14 protein-coding genes and 1 tRNA gene are annotated in these 16109 nt (G+C 48.6%); 10 read left to right on the plus strand and 5 right to left on the minus strand.

Features of this window, described 5'->3' with window-relative positions:
- The first annotated feature begins 19 nt into the window (after nt 1-19).
- The 7 genes from ONT18_RS00195 to ONT18_RS00225 all read left to right on the plus strand — a co-directional run bounded on the left by ONT18_RS00195 (nt 20) and on the right by ONT18_RS00225 (nt 4071).
- Complete coding sequence (locus ONT18_RS00195) at nt 20-859, plus strand: TatD family hydrolase (RefSeq protein WP_264903525.1); 840 nt, start codon at nt 20-22, stop codon at nt 857-859.
- Nucleotides 860-999: 140 nt separating this feature from the next.
- Nucleotides 1000-1087 (plus strand) — tRNA-Ser (locus tag ONT18_RS00200).
- A 74-nt stretch (nt 1088-1161) separates the two neighbouring features.
- On the plus strand, nt 1162-1824 hold the full coding sequence (locus ONT18_RS00205; RefSeq protein WP_118081725.1) for a MotA/TolQ/ExbB proton channel family protein: 663 nt from the start codon (nt 1162-1164) through the stop codon (nt 1822-1824).
- Nucleotides 1825-1836: 12 nt separating this feature from the next.
- Complete coding sequence (locus ONT18_RS00210; RefSeq protein WP_264903526.1) at nt 1837-2349, plus strand: hypothetical protein; 513 nt, start codon at nt 1837-1839, stop codon at nt 2347-2349.
- A 43-nt stretch (nt 2350-2392) separates the two neighbouring features.
- Nucleotides 2393-3010, plus strand: coding sequence for an ExbD/TolR family protein (locus ONT18_RS00215; RefSeq protein WP_264903527.1), 618 nt, complete (start codon nt 2393-2395; stop codon nt 3008-3010).
- Nucleotides 3007-3471 (plus strand): ExbD/TolR family protein, encoded by a 465-nt coding sequence (locus tag ONT18_RS00220; RefSeq protein ID WP_117694272.1) that lies wholly within the window; start codon nt 3007-3009, stop codon nt 3469-3471. Before ONT18_RS00215 ends, ONT18_RS00220 begins: the two co-directional genes overlap by 4 nt.
- Nucleotides 3472-3552: 81 nt before the next feature.
- Complete coding sequence (locus tag ONT18_RS00225) at nt 3553-4071, plus strand: Lrp/AsnC family transcriptional regulator (RefSeq protein ID WP_119229165.1); 519 nt, start codon at nt 3553-3555, stop codon at nt 4069-4071.
- A 38-nt stretch (nt 4072-4109) separates the two neighbouring features.
- On the opposite strand, the gene ONT18_RS00230 is transcribed toward ONT18_RS00225, so the two are convergent.
- The gene (locus tag ONT18_RS00230) at nt 4110-4631 is read right to left on the minus strand and encodes a dihydrofolate reductase (RefSeq protein WP_264903528.1); all 522 of its coding nucleotides are present in this window, start codon (nt 4629-4631) and stop codon (nt 4110-4112) included.
- 53 nt (nt 4632-4684) lie between these two features.
- Entirely contained in the window at nt 4685-6100 is a 1416-nt protein-coding gene (locus tag ONT18_RS00235; protein ID WP_264903529.1) for an RsmB/NOP family class I SAM-dependent RNA methyltransferase, read from the minus strand.
- 133 nt (nt 6101-6233) lie between these two features.
- On the opposite strand from ONT18_RS00235, the gene ONT18_RS00240 reads away from it, so the two are divergent.
- The 3 genes from ONT18_RS00240 (at nt 6234) to ONT18_RS00250 (ending at nt 8036) form a co-directional block, all read left to right on the plus strand.
- On the plus strand, nt 6234-6968 hold the full coding sequence (locus ONT18_RS00240) for a DUF6249 domain-containing protein (RefSeq protein ID WP_264903530.1): 735 nt from the start codon (nt 6234-6236) through the stop codon (nt 6966-6968).
- 86 nt (nt 6969-7054) lie between these two features.
- Nucleotides 7055-7594: an RNA polymerase sigma factor gene (locus ONT18_RS00245; RefSeq protein WP_118190047.1), complete on the plus strand. Its 540-nt coding sequence runs from the start codon at nt 7055-7057 to the stop codon at nt 7592-7594.
- Nucleotides 7584-8036 (plus strand): DUF5056 domain-containing protein, encoded by a 453-nt coding sequence (locus tag ONT18_RS00250; protein WP_264903531.1) that lies wholly within the window; start codon nt 7584-7586, stop codon nt 8034-8036. Before ONT18_RS00245 ends, ONT18_RS00250 begins: the two co-directional genes overlap by 11 nt.
- A 286-nt stretch (nt 8037-8322) precedes the next feature.
- On the opposite strand, the gene ONT18_RS00255 is transcribed toward ONT18_RS00250, so the two are convergent.
- The 3 genes from ONT18_RS00255 to carB all read right to left on the minus strand — a co-directional run bounded on the left by ONT18_RS00255 (nt 8323) and on the right by carB (nt 15950).
- On the minus strand, nt 8323-10305 hold the full coding sequence (locus tag ONT18_RS00255) for an OmpA family protein (protein ID WP_264903532.1): 1983 nt from the start codon (nt 10303-10305) through the stop codon (nt 8323-8325).
- Nucleotides 10306-10311: 6 nt separating this feature from the next.
- On the minus strand, nt 10312-12471 hold the full coding sequence (locus tag ONT18_RS00260) for a DNA topoisomerase 3 (RefSeq protein ID WP_264903533.1): 2160 nt from the start codon (nt 12469-12471) through the stop codon (nt 10312-10314).
- A 248-nt stretch (nt 12472-12719) separates the two neighbouring features.
- Nucleotides 12720-15950, minus strand: a complete 3231-nt coding sequence (gene carB / locus ONT18_RS00265) for a carbamoyl-phosphate synthase (glutamine-hydrolyzing) large subunit (RefSeq protein ID WP_264906754.1) — start codon at nt 15948-15950, stop codon at nt 12720-12722.
- Nucleotides 15951-16109 lie beyond the last annotated feature (159 nt).

Raw genomic sequence — 16109 nt, forward strand, 5'->3', positions numbered from 1 at the left:
TCATAAAGTTCAAAGTTCAATGTTCAAAGTCATAGATACACATACGCATTTCGATGCGGAAGAGTTTGATGAGGATAGGGCGGAGGCTTTCGCCCGTGCCAAGGAAGCGGGGGTAGGCAAGGTGTTCTTGCCTGCCATCGATGTGAAGACCACACACGCGGTCCTGGCATTGAGCAAGGAATATCCGGGCTATGCTTATCCGATGATTGGTCTGCATCCTGAAGAGGTGAAGGCTGACTGGAAGGAACAGCTGGCTGAACTCCGGAAGATACTGGATGAGCATCGCATGACCGGTAATGCCTGTCAGGAGGGTGGTTCTCCTCAGTTTTCTGACTTGATCGCCATCGGAGAGGTAGGACTTGATTATTACTGGAGCCGTGAGTTCGAAAACGAGCAGCTCGAGGTTTTCGAGGAACAGGTAAAATGGTCGGTAGAAACCCAGCTCCCGCTGATGATTCATTGCCGCAAGGCTCAGAACGAGATGGTGCATCTGCTCAGAAAGTATGAGAAAGAACTGCCGGGTGGCGTCTTCCATTGCTTTACGGGCAACCAGAAGGAGGCAGAAGAACTGCTCTCCTTCGATAAGTTTGTATTGGGCGTCGGTGGCGTATCTACTTTCAAGAGCAGCCATCTCAGAGAAGACCTCCCTGCTGTAGTTCCTCTGGATCGCATCGTTCTGGAGACCGACAGTCCGTATATGGCTCCCGTTCCATACCGCGGAAAACGCAACGAAAGCGCTTTTGTGGTAGAAGTGATGAAGACGCTCGCCAAGGCTTATGGCATAAGCGAAGAGGAGTTTGCCCGACAGACCAACCTCAATGCAGAGCGGGTTTTTCCGCTATCCGTATCGCAAGTATAGGACGCAAGCGTTCAAAACTCCTTAAATAAACATAAAAAAACAATGAAAGTTATGGTATTTCGGAGGAAAAGCAATAATTTTGCACTTCGAAATTGTTGCAGCAGCATGTTGCGGCGATTAAGAAGAGTTCTTCGGAATATGGAAAGGTGCTCGAGTGGCTGAAGAGGCACGCCTGGAAAGCGTGTAACCGGCAAAACCGGTTCGGGGGTTCGAATCCCCCTCTTTCCGCTTTTATATATATAATAAGGTATATGAAGAAAAATACAGCTATTGCACGTTTTGCAATATTGGTTTTCACATGGATGTGTTCTCTGCCTATGATGGCTCAAGAAGAGAGCATGGGATTTCATCAAGCTCTTAAGACAAAGTTTATAGAGGGTAATGCGGGATTTATGTCTCTCGTTGCCATCGCCCTCATCGTGGGTATGGCTTTCTGTATCGAGCGCATCATCTATCTGAGTCTTTCTGAAATCAACGCCAAGAAGTTGATGCAGGATATCGACCAGAAGGTGTCGGCGGGAGATGTGGAAGGGGCTAAGACGCTCTGCCGGAATACTCGCGGACCGGTGGCTTCTATATGCTACCAGGGTTTGATGCATATCAGCGAGAGTCTTGATGACATCGAGCGCTCGGTAAGCGGATATGGTACCGTTCAGGCGGCTAACCTGGAGAAAGGCTGCTCTTGGATCAAACTCTTTATCGCTATGGCGCCATCGCTCGGATTCCTCGGAACCGTGATCGGTATGGTCATGTCGTTCGACCAGATTCAGCAGGCGGGCGATATCAGTCCTACTATCGTTGCTTCGGGTATGAAAGTGGCGCTCATCACTACCATCTTCGGTATCATCGTAGCCCTCATCCTTCAGGTTTTCTATAACTACATCCTTTCTAAGGTGGAGCACCTGACAAGCCAGATGGAGGAGTCGGCGGTTACTTTAATGGATATTATTGCCAAGAATAAATAAACGAAGAGAGAAATGGTTAAATTTCAATTTTCAAAGCAGAAGACGAAGTCGGCCGAAAAGATATCGCAGCAGGTGTTCTATATCATGATAGGACTGGCGGTGCTGGTTTTCGGTCTGTTCTTTTTGGTAGGCTACGATTTGCCTTTCGAAGAGAACCCCGACTTTAATGCGCCTCTCTTTACCGATGTGCTCATCCTGCTGATGTGGCTCTTCCTGATAGGAGGTACAGGTCTGGCAGTCTTTTCGATGATCAGAGATTATCACAGCAGCAAGTCGGAGGCTGTAGTGAATGGCATTCCCGTGCGTCGCATCTTCCGCATCACATGGATCGGAACTTTGGCAGTTTTGCTGCTTACCTTCTTTTTGGGCGGTTCTGCTCCGATGCTCATCAATGGCGAGAATTATGCCGACTGGCTCTGGCTCAAGCTTTCAGATATGTTTGTCATCACATCGCTCCTGATGCTGGTGGCAGGAATCGGTGCCGTCTGTTTCGGTGCCACACGTTATATTCGGAAGAAAAACTAAAGAGAGTGCTTTAGGCTCTCTATTCTATAAATAAGGATTAAATATGCTGATTAGAAGGAAGCAACACGAAACCCCGGGACTGAATACCACATCTACAGCCGACATCTCGTTCATGCTGTTGATATTCTTCCTTGTCACCACATCAATGGATGTGGATAAGGGACTGTTGCGCCAACTCCCTTCACCTGAACCGCAGAAGAAGGAACAGCAGCAGTCGGTGGTAGACAAGGCTAATCTGATGGCGCTGCGCCTGACAGCTGGCGATACGCTTTTGGTCAACGGTAAGCCGATGCAGGTGAGCCAGCTCAAGGAAGAAACCATCCGCTTTGTACACCGCCTGGGCAAGAAACATCTCATCTCTATCGAGAGTGACCGCGATGCCGACTATAATCTCTATTTCCAGATGCAGAATCAGCTGATGGAAGCATATAGCCAGCTACGCAACGAAACAGCCCAGAAGAAATATCACAGGGATTATGCCCTCTTGAACAATGACCAGAAAGAACAGGTGCGCACCATCTGTCCGCAGCGCATCACAGAGTCGTATGCCAACGCAATGACTCATGCCGACCAGCGTGTTGATGCCAATGCTGAAGAAAAGCAAGGGGAAGAAAATTCTATAGAAACAGCTACAGAACAGCAGAAAGGAGGTAAACAATGATGAATTTTCATAAGAAATCGCATGAAGTGCCAGGGTTGAATACATCTTCTCTGCCAGACCTCATTTTCTCCGTACTGTTCTTCTTTATGATTGTTACCCACATGCGCCAGGTTACCTTGAAGGTAGACTGCCGTTTGCCACAAGGCAAGGAACTCACCCGCCTGACCAAAAAATCGGCGGTGAGCCATATTTATATAGGTAAGCCAACCAAAGAGATGCAGGCAAAGTATGGTACCGGTACCCAGATTCAGTTGAATGATAAGTTTGCTTCGGCTCCCGAAGTGATGGATTACATTTCGGCAGAAAAGAAGCGTATGTCGCCGGAAGACCAGAAGCTGATGACCGTATCAATCAAAGCAGATCAGGAAACCAAGATGGGTGTGATAACCGACGTAAAGCAGGCTTTGCGCCAGGCAAAAGCACTAAAAATCAGTTATTCTGCCACAGAAAATGGAAAATAATATTAATTTATCATGTTTTTCTCTTAAAAAATTGCTTTTATTAATTTTTTGTATTATCTTTGCACGCAAATTATTAGTATTATGGCAAAACAAATTTTAGATTCATTAGATAGGCAGATTCTGAAGCTGATTTCTCAGGATGCCCGTATTCCATTTTTGGAAGTGGCACGCGCTTGCAATGTGAGCGGTGCTGCCATTCATCAGCGTGTTGCTAAACTTACAAATCTTGGTATCATCAAGGGTTCACAATTCATCATTGACCCAGAAAAGATAGGTTACGAAACTTGTGCTTATATGGGACTCTATCTGAAGGAGCCTGAGAAGTTTGACCAGGTTGTAGAGGAGTTGAAGAAGATTCCTGAGGTTGTGGAGTGTCACTATACTACAGGCGGTTTTGATATGTTTATCAAGATTTACGCGCTGAACAACCACCATCTCCTGGAAATCATCCACGACAAGTTGCAGCCACTGGGATTGTCTCGCAGCGAGACCATCATCTCTTTCAATGCATCTATCAATCGTCAGCTTTCTATGCAGGACCTCAAGACTTTCAACGATGATGAAGAGGAAACTGATGAGGAGGCTGCAGCAGAGAAATAAGATATAAAAAGAAAAAAAAGCAGTAGCTCCCTGCGGGATTACTGCTTTCTATAAAGGGTGAGGAATGTGAACGGTAAGCCGTTTTCATTCCTCATTTCTTTTTCTGTCACTTCCCATTCTGCCGGATTGATTTCCGGAAAGAAGGTATCGGCATGTTCAGGTTCCTTTTCTACGATTGTGAGATAAAGCTTGTCTGCAAAAGGCAAAGCCTGTTCATATATGCTGGCTCCTCCGATGATGAAACATTCATCTGAAGCTTCTTTGCTTCCAATCGCTTCTTTGCTTCCAACAGATTCTTTCCTTGCTACCAGCGCTTCTTCCAGAGAGGTGTATACTTCGCACCCTGTTATCTGCTCTCTTGTCTTCGAGACAACAATATTGCGGCGGTTGGGCAAGGCTCCGTTCGGCAGCGACTCAAATGTATTCCTGCCCATGATGATCGTATGTCCAGTTGTGAGCATACGAAATCGGGTCATGTCCGATGGGATGGCATAGAGCAACCGGTTCTTGTACCCGATAGCTCTATGCACTTTTGATATACAGGCGATGATGCTAAGCATTTTTTATTTTAATGTTGAATGTTGAGTGTTGAATGTTGAATTATTCATTCTTGCTATAAACTATTAACTATAAACAGCTCTCCCGTCCCATGGCTGCTCTTGATTTTCCACTCCTGCGGATAGAGGTTGTTGGCACGGTTGCCGATGTTCTTTTCCCAGCCTATCGGAACCTGTCTGTAGGTTACCAGTACATAACCCTTAGGCGTATCGGCAGGTAGATTCACAGCCTCCTTGCGAAGGTAGCGGATGGCATCTTCGTAGGATAACTCCACCTGTGGGAAGTGATCTTTGTTGAGCATCGTAGAGAGAGCGAGAGCCTGGTCGGGAATGAGACCCTTTCCCTTGTCAGTTCCCAGTTTCACACCTGCATGCAGCACCTTCAGGTTCTTTTCAGCCTGGTCGTAGATGTCTTTCCATCTGCCCGGAATGGCGTAAACCGTCTCGTTGCTTTCTGCAGGCATCCATTCCGTATCAGCCTTCAGCCAGCCGTCCGGAATCTCCGGTCCCTTTCCTTTAGCCACCTTCTTGTCTTTCTTCTTCTTATCCTTCCTGTTCTCCTTGGCTGGTGAGCCGGCTTCCCATTCGCCCTCTTTCTTCAGAATCGCCATAAACAGACCTTCGCCTCGCGAAACGCCAGGAATAAATCGGTAAACAGGGAAGTCGGTGCCCGTGAGGTTGCGGGTGATGTTCCATGCATTTTCTACACCCTCCAGTGCCATCACTTCTGCGCCAAGTTCTTCGCATATCCAGTCCACGTTCTCCTCATCTTCGTGTGCATTGAAGGTGCAGGTAGAATAAATCAGGATACCGCCTGGCTTCAGACAGTTCCAGATATCCGATACGATTTCGCGCTGCAGCTGCCAGCAGTTGTTCACATTCTGGGTACTCCATTCGTCGATAGCCCCTTCATCTTTGCGGAACATTCCTTCGCCGGAGCAGGGAACATCGGTAAGGATCACATCAAACTGCAATTTCGATTTCTTGTAATCGCGGGGATAGTTGTTGGTAACAATCATATCCGGATGACCGAACTTCTGTACGTTTTCGGCAAGAATCTGCGAGCGGGTGCGCATCGGTTCGTTGCTGAAGAGCAGACTCCCTTCCGGCAAGGCAGCCCTTACGGCAGTCGACTTTCCGCCAGGGGCAGCACAGAGATCCAGCATCATCACCGGTTCTTTTACGTACTGTCGGATAGCCATATCAACAAACATGGATGAGGCTTCCTGTACATAATATAAGCCGGCATGCAGCAGCGGATCGAAGGTGAATCCGGGACGCGTAGAGAGATAACGGCCGGTTTCCGGACACCAGGGAACCGGTTCGCCATCAGCATCCTTGCATTTAAAAGGATTGATGCGGATACTGGTTGGTGCCTCCTCTTCGAGGATAGCATGCTCCAGACGCTGATACAGCTTTTCGCCCATCAGCGCCTGCGTATATGTTCTGAAATCTTCAGGTAATGTCTTCATTCTGTCTCTTTTTCTTTAATTTGTTTGCAAAAATAAGAAATTTTTCGTTTCTTTGCAACTAAATCGCGAAGAGATGCGTCTAAGAAGCAGAAATTTTTCAAAATAACAAGGTAAAACAATAAAAAATAATGATATGAAGAAAGCAATATTGGCATTAGCGCTCGTTATGAGCATCGGAGCCACCCAAGTGTCTTTGGCGTCTTCTGCTCCAAAACATCGTTATCATCCAACTACCCAACAGGTAGATTCAAAGGCTGCTCCTGCATCTGCCGCACAGCCATCTGCTTCGAAGGATAAAGACGACGAGGCGTTGGAGGCTTATTCTGATACAACCAGTACAGATTCGGCTAACTATGATGATTATGATGAGAATGATAATAGATCTGTTCATTCTAGATACAGTTTAGACAACTATGATGATCCGTTCGATTTCATCGGTTCGGTATTTGGTGGCGGAGCGCTGGCTGTTATGATCATTTTCTGTATCATCTTCGGTCTGCTGTTTGTCTTTGCTCCGCTGATCATCGTATTTCTGGTTATCAGATATCTGATTCGCCGCCACAACGACCGGATGAAACTGGCGGAGATGGCGATGGAGAAGGGCATCAATGTTCCGGAAAGCGACCGGCCGATAGACAAGCAGAGCGATGAGTATCTCGTGAAACGGGGATTGAGAAATGCCTTCCTGGGAGCCGGCTTGTGCGCCATGTTTGCCTGGTGGGATGTTGATTTCCTGGCTGGCATCGGAGCCCTGGTCTTCTTCTATGGCATCGGTCAGACCGTTATCGGCTCGCTTCCTGCCATTAAGGACTGGTGGAAGAACCGTCATGGCGACCAGGGCACGGGATATAATGGTACTCCGGTCTAGCAGCCGACATTCAATATATCATGGCTTCTCAATAGGAGGGGAAGTCACAAGGAAAAGAACAACAATTATTAGTTAATATATATAAGGTGGAAAAGTTATCCGATATCTCTCTCGTCACGAAGGTGGTGATGCTTCATGACCGCAAGTCGTTCGACCTGCTGGTCAGGAAGTATCAGTCACCTATTCGTGGGTTCTTCCTGCGGCAGACGCTGGGGGATGCGCAGCTGAGTGACGACTTGGCTCAGGATACCTTTGTCAAGGCATATACCCATCTGTCCGGTTTCAGGGGTACAGCCTCTTTCTCCACCTGGCTCTACCGCATCGCCTATAATGTATGGTATGATTATACCCGCAGCCATAAGGAGACGCAGGACATCGATACGCCTGCCGTTTCCAGTAAGAATGCACAGGGCGCCCATGCCGGATTAAAGATGGATTTGCTCAAGGCATTACAGATATTGAATGAAAATGAACGTACATGCATCACGCTGCAGCTGATGGATGGACTCTCTATAGATAAGATTGCAGAGGTGACGGGAATGGTGCAAGGCACCATCAAGTCGCATCTCTCTCGTGGAAAACAGAAACTTGCAAGTTACTTAAAACAGAATGGTTATGACCGATAAGATAAATGATAAGAAGTTGGAGAGCATGAAAGGGGAACCGTTGAGTCCTCAGGATGAAGAACTCTTGCAGATGTTCTTTTCCGATTGCCAGATGTCTGAGATTCCTGATGACGGATTCTCCGATAGGGTGATGCAGGCATTGCCGGCTTTACCCGAAACTGATACTGCGATGTCGCTGGTTAAGCGCCAGCGTCTGGAACATTTATGGACGGCAGCCTGTGTGGCAGCAGGCATCATCATAGCGGTAGTCTGTCAGGGATGGGAACAGATTCAGGGATGGCTTTTCTCTATGAAGATAGATTTCCTCCTCTCCGGCTCCCGTGCCCTTACGCATGTGGCTGATTCCATCGCCCACTCTCAGAATCTCCTGATGGTGCTGGCTGGCATCGTTGTCCTCATCATGGTTTGGGGATATAATGAACTGGCTGATGCACGTCAGTAGGCTTCTTCCCTGATATCAATTGTATGAATGATCAACTCTTTCTATTAGCAGAATAGTTTTTAGTGCTAATAGAAAGAGTTTTTTATTACTATAAATATCATCTTTATGCTCTTGAAATCTCTGTTCAAAGCTTTTGAATGTCCGTTCAGTGTCTTTGAACGGACATTCAATGACTTTGAACGGACATTCAATGTCTTTGAACGAAGATTTAATATTGCTGAATATAGAAAAACAAATAGGTGCTGCTACTTTTTCAGTAGAGCACCTATGCTTATGATATCGGTTTCTAAAACAATTTATAGGTAGTGCGTAGCACTTTGAACTCGGTTCGGCGGTTCAGCTGGTTGCAGATTTCCTGATGCTCCTTGCTCTGCTTCAGGATAAATTCTTCGTTGAGCACATCGCCTTCCTTGAGCCAAGGATACTTCTCGGTAAGTTTCTTGCGCACATTCTTCGGCTTCTCCTTACCGTAGCCCACAGGGGTGAGGCGCTCTTTCTCTATGCCGTGTTTTATCAGATAGTCTACTACCGATTGGGCGCGGCGCTGAGACAGATGCTTGTTATATTCGCTGTTTCCCTTGTAGTCGCAATGGGCGCTGAGTTCGATGGTAACGTGCGGGTTCTCTTTCAGCAGCGTTACCAGCTGGTCGAGGGCTGTTGTACTGGCTTCGGTAAGGGTTGCCTTGTCGAAATCGTAGAAGATGTTGTCGATGAGTACAGGGGCTGTGATGGAAGCCAGCGGGAACTGGAGCACGTATTCCTTACTCTCTTTAGCCGAATCAACCCGAAGTTCTTCCTTGTGGTTGAGGTAGCCTTTGCAGGATGCCATCACCAGGTAGTCGACATGCGGATTGATAGGGAGGACAAACGAACCGTCGCCCTTGACGGATAGTTTCCTGTTCGTTCCGTCGTTGCCTACGATTCTCACCTCTGCGGCAGGCAGTTCATAACCGTCTTTCTCGTAGACCCATCCCTTCATCGTGGTAACAATCTCCGGATTCTCGAAGGAGTAGATATGATCGTAGCCTCTTCCGTCTTTTCTGTTAGAGCAGAAGAAACCCTGGTTGTGGAGACCCTCGAAAGTCATTCCGAAGTCATCGGCTTCTGTATTCAGCGGATAGCCGGGGTGGGTGAGTTCATATTTCCGGGTGATGGAATTTACTTTGGCGATATAGATGTCGAGTCCGCCCATTCCCACATGACCGTTGCTGCTGAAGTAGAAGTCGCCGTTAGGACGGAAGGTAGGGAACATCTCATCGCCTGGGGTGTTGATTGGTTCGCCCAGGTTCTCTACACCGCCCAGTCCGGCAGGAGTGATGCGCACTCGCCAGATGTCGAGACCGCCCTTTCCGCCCGGCATGTCTGATACGAAATAGAGCCATTCGCCATCAGGGGAGATGGCTGGATGGGCAAAACAACTGAGTGTATCTTTGCTGATTTCCAGATTTGTAGGCTTGCTCCAGGCTGCATCTGAGCGGTTGGAGGTTACTATCTGGGCTAAGCGGGGCGAAGTGGGATCGGTGGCACACTGGGTGAGGTACATCTGTTTGCCGTCTGGGGTAAAGCAGCATGCGCCCTCTTCGTAGTCGGTGTTGAGACCGGTTCCGATGGCTTCCGGCTTGCTCCATTTGCCTTTGTCGTTCTTTTCAGAGAAGAAGATGTCGGCAGATTTCGTTCCCGTCACTCCGTTCATATCGCTGCCCTGGGCTTCGTTGCGGGTTGAGGTGAAATAGAGCTGACTGTTGTCATCGCTGAGGAACATTGGCGAATAGTCGTCTCTTCGGGAGTTGAAAACATCCATCCGCTTTACCTTGTACCGGCTTCCTTCCTTCTTCCAGACTGGGGCTTTTCGCGCCGATTCGAGTCCGTTCTTTACCAGCATGTTGTCGGGCATGGAATCGAGCAGGAATTCGAATTCCTTGGCAGCCTGTCTGTAACTTCCGTTCTTCAGGAGAAGCCGGGCGTAAGCCAGGCGGTCGTTGAGGTCTGCCTGCTTGTATCGGATGGCATTGCTGTAGGCAGCCAGTGCCTTCGGCGTACTGTTGATTTTATCATAGCAGCGTGCCATCTTTAGAGCCACCTTGCCCCGGGCAGCCCGCTCTTTGGTAGGTGTCTTGGTGTACACCTTTTTATATTGGGTTGCCGCATCGTAGTATTCGCCTAAAGAAAGATGCTTGTCTGCTTTCTTCAGGTTCTGGTCAATGCCGCAACTTATCAGAAAGAGGCAGCTGATTGCTGTTATGATTTGATAAAATCTTATTTGTTTCATATTGATTTACATCTGCGAGAATGGCTGACGATATTGGCAACCTGCCTTCCAGTTGCTGCAGCCATAGGCGGTCTTGCCCTTGATGATGACGCCCTTGCCGCAAAGCGGGCATGGCTTGCCAACCATTGGGTCGGCAGCTGGAGCCGGCTGAGCAGGGGCATTCTGAGAATCAGTATTCTGTGCAGCAGCCTTATCGGCTTTCTTGGCAGGAGCCTTTCGGACTGCCGTTTTCTTGGCAGCCGGTTTCTTCTTGAGGTCTTCCTCTGTCATGATGGTCACTCTCCGGTTGCTGTTGTCTGACAACACATCGATGACAATCTTGTTGATCTGTTCTTTCAGTCCGTTGATGAAGTCGGCAGGATCGTAGGTCTTGTGCTCGATGTCGCGGAGTTTCTTCTCCCAGATACCGGTCAGCTCGCAACTCTTCAGCAGTTCCTCATGGATGGTGTCAATGAGTTCGATGCCTGTCGGGGTTGCCATCAGATTCTTGCGCTGGCGACGGATATAGTGGCGCTTGAAGAGGGTCTCGATGATGCCGGCACGGGAGGATGGTCGGCCGATTCCGTTCTCCTTCAATGCAGCACGAAGTTCTTCGTCTTCTACGAATTTGCCGGCTGTCTCCATCGCACGGAGCAGGGTTGCCTCGGTATAATACTTAGGTGGCGTGGTCCATTTCTCCGTCAGGGTAGGCTGATGTTCTCCCGATTCGCCTTTTGTGAAGGATGGGAGGGTTCTTTCTTCTACTACTTCCTTCTTGGCACCGTTTCCTGAGTCTGCATTTCCGTTGGCGTTATCTGAAGCATCATCGTCATCTGCATTCTTTACATCCTTGGCATAGACTACTCGCCAGCCTGGTTCGAGAATCTCCTTACCGCTTACCTTGAACTCTATCTTTTCCGGTTTTGGACCGTCTTCGTTGATTACCTCGCCCAATACGGTTGTGGTAGAGAATTTACAGTCCGGATAGAACACGCTGATAAAGCGCTTGGCGATGAGATCATACACGTTTGCCTCCATATCGGTGAGTCCGGTTGGCGGAACACCGGTTGGGATAATGGCGTGGTGGTCGGTTACCTTACTGTTGTCGAAAACCTTCTTGCTCTTCGGCAATTTCTTGCTGATTGTTGCGAGCTGCTGGATGAGCGGGAGGTATTTCTGCTGACTCATGATCTTTGCCTGACTCACTCCGTTCAGAATCTGCGGACATTTCGGATAGATATCGTCGGTCAGGAACTGGGTATCTACACGAGGATAAGTGGTATACTTCTTCTCGTAGAGACTCTGGATGAGCTTCAGCGTAATATCGGCTGAATAGGCAAACTTCTTGTTGCAATCCACCTGTAGCGAGGTGAGGTCGTAGAGATGAGGTGGCGCCTCGTTTCCCTTCTTCTTGCTTACATCGGTAACGGTGAAGGGCTTGCCGGCGATGGTACTGAAAGCCTTCTCGCCTTCCTCCTTGCTGGTAAACTTGCCGCTGGTAGCGGTAAACTGGGTGTCGCGGTAGATGGTGGCGAGTACCCAGTAAGGTTCGGAAACGAAGTTGTCGATTTCCTTCTGGCGGTTTACGATGAGGGCAAGGGTAGGGGTCTGCACCCGGCCGATGCTGAGCACCTGCCGGTTCTGACCGTATTTCAATGTGTAAAGTCGGGTGGCGTTCATACCGAGAATCCAGTCGCCGATGGCACGGGAAAGTCCGGCAAGATAGAGTGACTGATATTCCCCCTGGTCTTTCAGTTCCTGGAATCCCTGCTTGATGGCTTCATCGGTCATGGATGAAATCCACAGTCTCTTGACGGGGCATTTTGCCTGTGCCTTCTGCATCACCCATCTCTGGATGAGCTCTCCTTCCTGTCCGGCGTCACCGCAGTTGATGATGCTGTCGGCAGCCTGCATCAGTTTCTCGATGGTAGCAAACTGCTTCTTGATGCCTTCATCGTTGATGAGCTTGATACCGAAACGCTGTGGAATCATCGGCAACGCCGAAAGGCTCCAATGTTTCCACATCGGAGTATAATCATCTGGTTCCTTCAGCTCACAAAGGTGGCCGAAGGTCCATGTTACTTGGTAACCATTACCTTCCATATAACCGTCGCGTGCCGTGGTAGCCCCGATGATTCGTGCGATATCCTTAGCCACGCTCGGTTTCTCTGCTATACAAACTATCATTCTTTATTCTAATTTCTGTTTGCAAAGGTACAATAAAATAATGAGAAAGCCATCATTTCAGCTTCTTTTCTCATGGCAGGGAATAAAATATTCCACAAAAAAGGTCGCCCTGAAAGAGCAAAAGCTTCTTGCATTCAAAGCTTTTGCCCTTTCAGGGCGACCTTGCTGATTGTTATCTAACCCAGGGTGTTGCCCTGGGCTAGGAGCTTCTGCCCTTTCAGGGCGTGTTCGTATAAATCCGCGTGCGATTACTCGTACTCCTGCCAGCTCTTAATCTGAAGCTGGTCCTGGCTCAATGTGCAGAATGCCTCGATGAAGGCGGAAGCCAGACGGGCATTGGTGATCAGAGGAATGTTGTGGTCGATGGCGCCACGACGGATTCTGTAACCATTTGTCAACTCACGCTTGGTATGATTCTTAGGGATGTTGACGATGAGGTCGAACTTGTGGTCGGCAATCATCTGCATCACGTTAGGAAGATCCTTGTGGTCCTCATCAGGCCATCCTACGGCTGTAGCCTTCACGTTGTTCTCGTTCAGGAACTTCGCTGTTCCGGCTGTAGCATAGATGGTGTAACCATTCTTCACCAGCGCCTGGGCAGCATCGAGCAGAGAAGCCTTCTCCTTCGCACCACCGCTTGAAAGCATGATGCCCTTGTCCTTAGAAGGAATCTTGTAGCCGGTAGCAATCAAAGAGTTGAGCAATGCCTCCTCGAAAGTATCACCCATACAACCTACCTCACCGGTAGAACTCATATCTACACCCAAAACTGGGTCGGCGTTCTGCAAGCGGGCGAATGAGAACTGGGATGCCTTCACACCCATGCGGTCGATATCGAAAGCAGACTTATCCGGTTTCTGATATGGAGCATCGAGCATGATGCGTGTAGCAGTCTCGATGAAGTTGCGCTTCAATACCTTGCTCACGAATGGGAATGAGCGGGATGCACGGAGGTTACACTCGATCACCTTTACATCACGACCCTTAGCCAGGTACTGGATATTGAAAGGACCCGAGATGTTGAGCTCCTTGGCGATGGCACGTGAAATTTTCTTGATCTGACGGGCTGTAGCGAAGGAAATCTGCTGGGCAGGGAAGGTCATGGTTGCGTCACCAGAGTGAACACCTGCATACTCTACGTGCTCTGAAATACCATACTCTACAATCTCACCGTTCTGGGCAACACCATCGAACTCAATCTCGTTGGTCTCTGTCATGAACTGGGAGATAACCACTGGGTACTCCTTAGAAACCTCAGAAGCTGCCTCCAGGAAGCGACGCAACTCATCATCATCGTGGCAAACGTTCATGGCTGCACCGGAAAGAACGTAAGATGGACGAACGAGAACAGGATAGCCTACCTCGTCGATGAACTTCTGAACATCCTCCATTGATGTGAGGGCGCTCCATTTAGGCTGGTCGATACCCAACTTATCGAGCATGGCAGAGAACTTACCGCGGTTCTCGGCACGGTCGATGTTCACAGGAGATGTACCCAGAATTGGCACAGACTGGCGATGGAGTTTCATAGCCAGGTTGTTTGGAATCTGACCACCTACGGAAACAATCACGCCACGTGGTGACTCCAGGTCGATGACATCGAGTACACGCTCGAATGAAAGCTCATCGAAGTAGAGACGGTCGCACATATCGTAGTCGGTAGATACGGTCTCCGGGTTGTAGTTGATCATGATTGACTTGTAACCCAACTTGCGGGTTGTATTGATGGCGTTTACTGAACACCAGTCGAACTCTACAGAAGAACCGATGCGGTAAGCACCCGAACCGAGAACGATGACTGACTTCTCGTTCTTGTAGTAGTTGATGTCGTAACCCTCTACGTCGTAAGTCATGTAGAGATAGTTGGTGAGGTCAGGATGCTCGCTTGCCACAGTAGGGATGCGCTTCACGGCTGGCAGAATGTTCAGCTTCTTACGCTGGGCACGAACAGCCAGCACCTCCTTCTCCATGTTGGTGTTCTGAGTCTTCAATACGAAGCGGCCAATCTGGAAGTCAGAGAAGCCCAATACCTTAGCCTCGCGCAATACCTCGGCAGGAATCTCCTCCAGAGTATTATATTCAGAAAGCTTGTGCTTGTAATCTACGATATTCTTCATGCGCTCGATGAACCAAGGATCAATCTTGGTCAACTCCTCGATGCGCTCGATGGTGTAACCTTCCTCCAAAGCCTGAGCGATGGCGAAGATACGGAGGTCGGTAGGGTTAGAAAGCTCCTCATCCAGGTTATCAAACTTGGTGTGGTCGTTGCCAACGAAACCGTGCATTCCCTGACCAATCATACGGAGACCCTTCTGGAGCATCTCCTCGAAAGAACGGCCGATAGACATGATTTCGCCTACAGACTTCATGGAAGAACCAATCTTGCGGCTTACACCGGCAAACTTGGTAAGGTCCCAACGAGGAATCTTACAGATCATATAGTCGAGTGATGGAGCTACATAAGCTGAGTTAGAAGTACCCATCTCACCAATCTGGTCGAGCGTATAACCGAGGGCAATCTTGGCAGCAACGAAAGCGAGCGGATAACCGGTAGCCTTAGATGCGAGGGCAGAAGAACGGCTCAAGCGAGCATTGATCTCGATGATACGGTAGTCGTTGGTCTCAGCGTTGAAAGCATACTGGATGTTGCACTCACCCACGATGTTGAGGTGACGGACGCACTTCACGGCGATGTCCTGCAACATCTTCACCTGCTCATCGGTAAGAGAACAGGTTGGAGCCACAACGATAGATTCACCTGTATGGATTCCGAGTGGGTCGAAGTTTTCCATAGAGGCAACGGTGAAGCAACGGTCGTTAGCATCACGGATGCACTCAAACTCAATCTCCTTCCATCCCTTCAGGCTCTCCTCAACAAGCACCTGAGGTGCGAAAGTGAAGGCAGATTCAGCAATCTCCTTAAACTCCTCTTCGGTTTTGCAGACACCAGAACCGAGACCTCCCAGCGCATAGGCAGAACGGATCATGATAGGGTAGCCGATGTTGCGTGCCGCAGCCACAGCCTCCTCCATGTTCTCGCAAGCGTGGCTTACAGGAACCTTGAGGTCAACCTTGTTAAGCTCCTTTACGAAGAGGTCGCGGTCTTCTGTGTTCATGATAGCCTCTACCGAAGTACCCAACACATCTACACCGTACTCCTTGAGCACACCGTTGAGGTAAAGTTCTGTACCGACGTTCAAACCCGTCTGTCCACCCCAAGCCAGCATGATGCCGTCTGGGCGCTCCTTCTTGATAATTTCAGTTACAAAAAAAGGTGTCACCGGCAAGAAATAAACCTTGTCAGCAATACCTTCACTTGTCTGAATTGTAGCAACGTTTGGATTAATGAGGACGGAACTAATACCCTCCTCGCGCAAAGCCTTGAGAGCCTGCGAACCGGAATAGTCAAACTCACCTGCCTGGCCGATCTTCAAAGCACCGGAACCCAGAACGAGGACTTTCTTAAGCTGTTTCTTCATCATTAAATATAACTATAAGTTTGTTCTTTATATGTCTTGTTATTTATGTTTTTAGCAACTAAACTGTATTTGTGTTAGTTCACAAATGGTAGACACACTATTTCTAGATGCAAAGTTACGCTATTTATTTGATTATTCCAAATTTTCTGCAAATCTTTA

The sequence above is a fragment of the Segatella copri genome (assembly GCF_026015295.1).
Classification (GTDB): Bacteria; Bacteroidota; Bacteroidia; order Bacteroidales; family Bacteroidaceae; genus Prevotella; species Prevotella copri_C.

Bases quoted from the DNA above. Each gene is read 5' to 3' on its own strand.
- ONT18_RS00195 (WP_264903525.1), top strand. From the start codon at position 20: ATGTTCAAAGTCATAGATACACATACGCATTTCGATGCGGAAGAGTTT.
- ONT18_RS00205 (WP_118081725.1), top strand. From the start codon at position 1,162: ATGTGTTCTCTGCCTATGATGGCTCAAGAAGAGAGCATGGGATTTCAT.
- ONT18_RS00210 (WP_264903526.1), top strand. From the start codon at position 1,837: ATGGTTAAATTTCAATTTTCAAAGCAGAAGACGAAGTCGGCCGAAAAG.
- ONT18_RS00215 (WP_264903527.1), top strand. From the start codon at position 2,393: ATGCTGATTAGAAGGAAGCAACACGAAACCCCGGGACTGAATACCACA.
- ONT18_RS00220 (WP_117694272.1), top strand. From the start codon at position 3,007: ATGATGAATTTTCATAAGAAATCGCATGAAGTGCCAGGGTTGAATACA.
- ONT18_RS00225 (WP_119229165.1), top strand. From the start codon at position 3,553: ATGGCAAAACAAATTTTAGATTCATTAGATAGGCAGATTCTGAAGCTG.
- ONT18_RS00230 (WP_264903528.1), bottom strand. From the start codon at position 4,631: ATGCTTAGCATCATCGCCTGTATATCAAAAGTGCATAGAGCTATCGGG.
- ONT18_RS00235 (WP_264903529.1), bottom strand. From the start codon at position 6,100: ATGAAGACATTACCTGAAGATTTCAGAACATATACGCAGGCGCTGATG.
- ONT18_RS00240 (WP_264903530.1), top strand. From the start codon at position 6,234: ATGAAGAAAGCAATATTGGCATTAGCGCTCGTTATGAGCATCGGAGCC.
- ONT18_RS00250 (WP_264903531.1), top strand. From the start codon at position 7,584: ATGACCGATAAGATAAATGATAAGAAGTTGGAGAGCATGAAAGGGGAA.
- ONT18_RS00255 (WP_264903532.1), bottom strand. From the start codon at position 10,305: ATGAAACAAATAAGATTTTATCAAATCATAACAGCAATCAGCTGCCTC.
- ONT18_RS00260 (WP_264903533.1), bottom strand. From the start codon at position 12,471: ATGATAGTTTGTATAGCAGAGAAACCGAGCGTGGCTAAGGATATCGCA.
- carB (WP_264906754.1), bottom strand. From the start codon at position 15,950: ATGAAGAAACAGCTTAAGAAAGTCCTCGTTCTGGGTTCCGGTGCTTTG.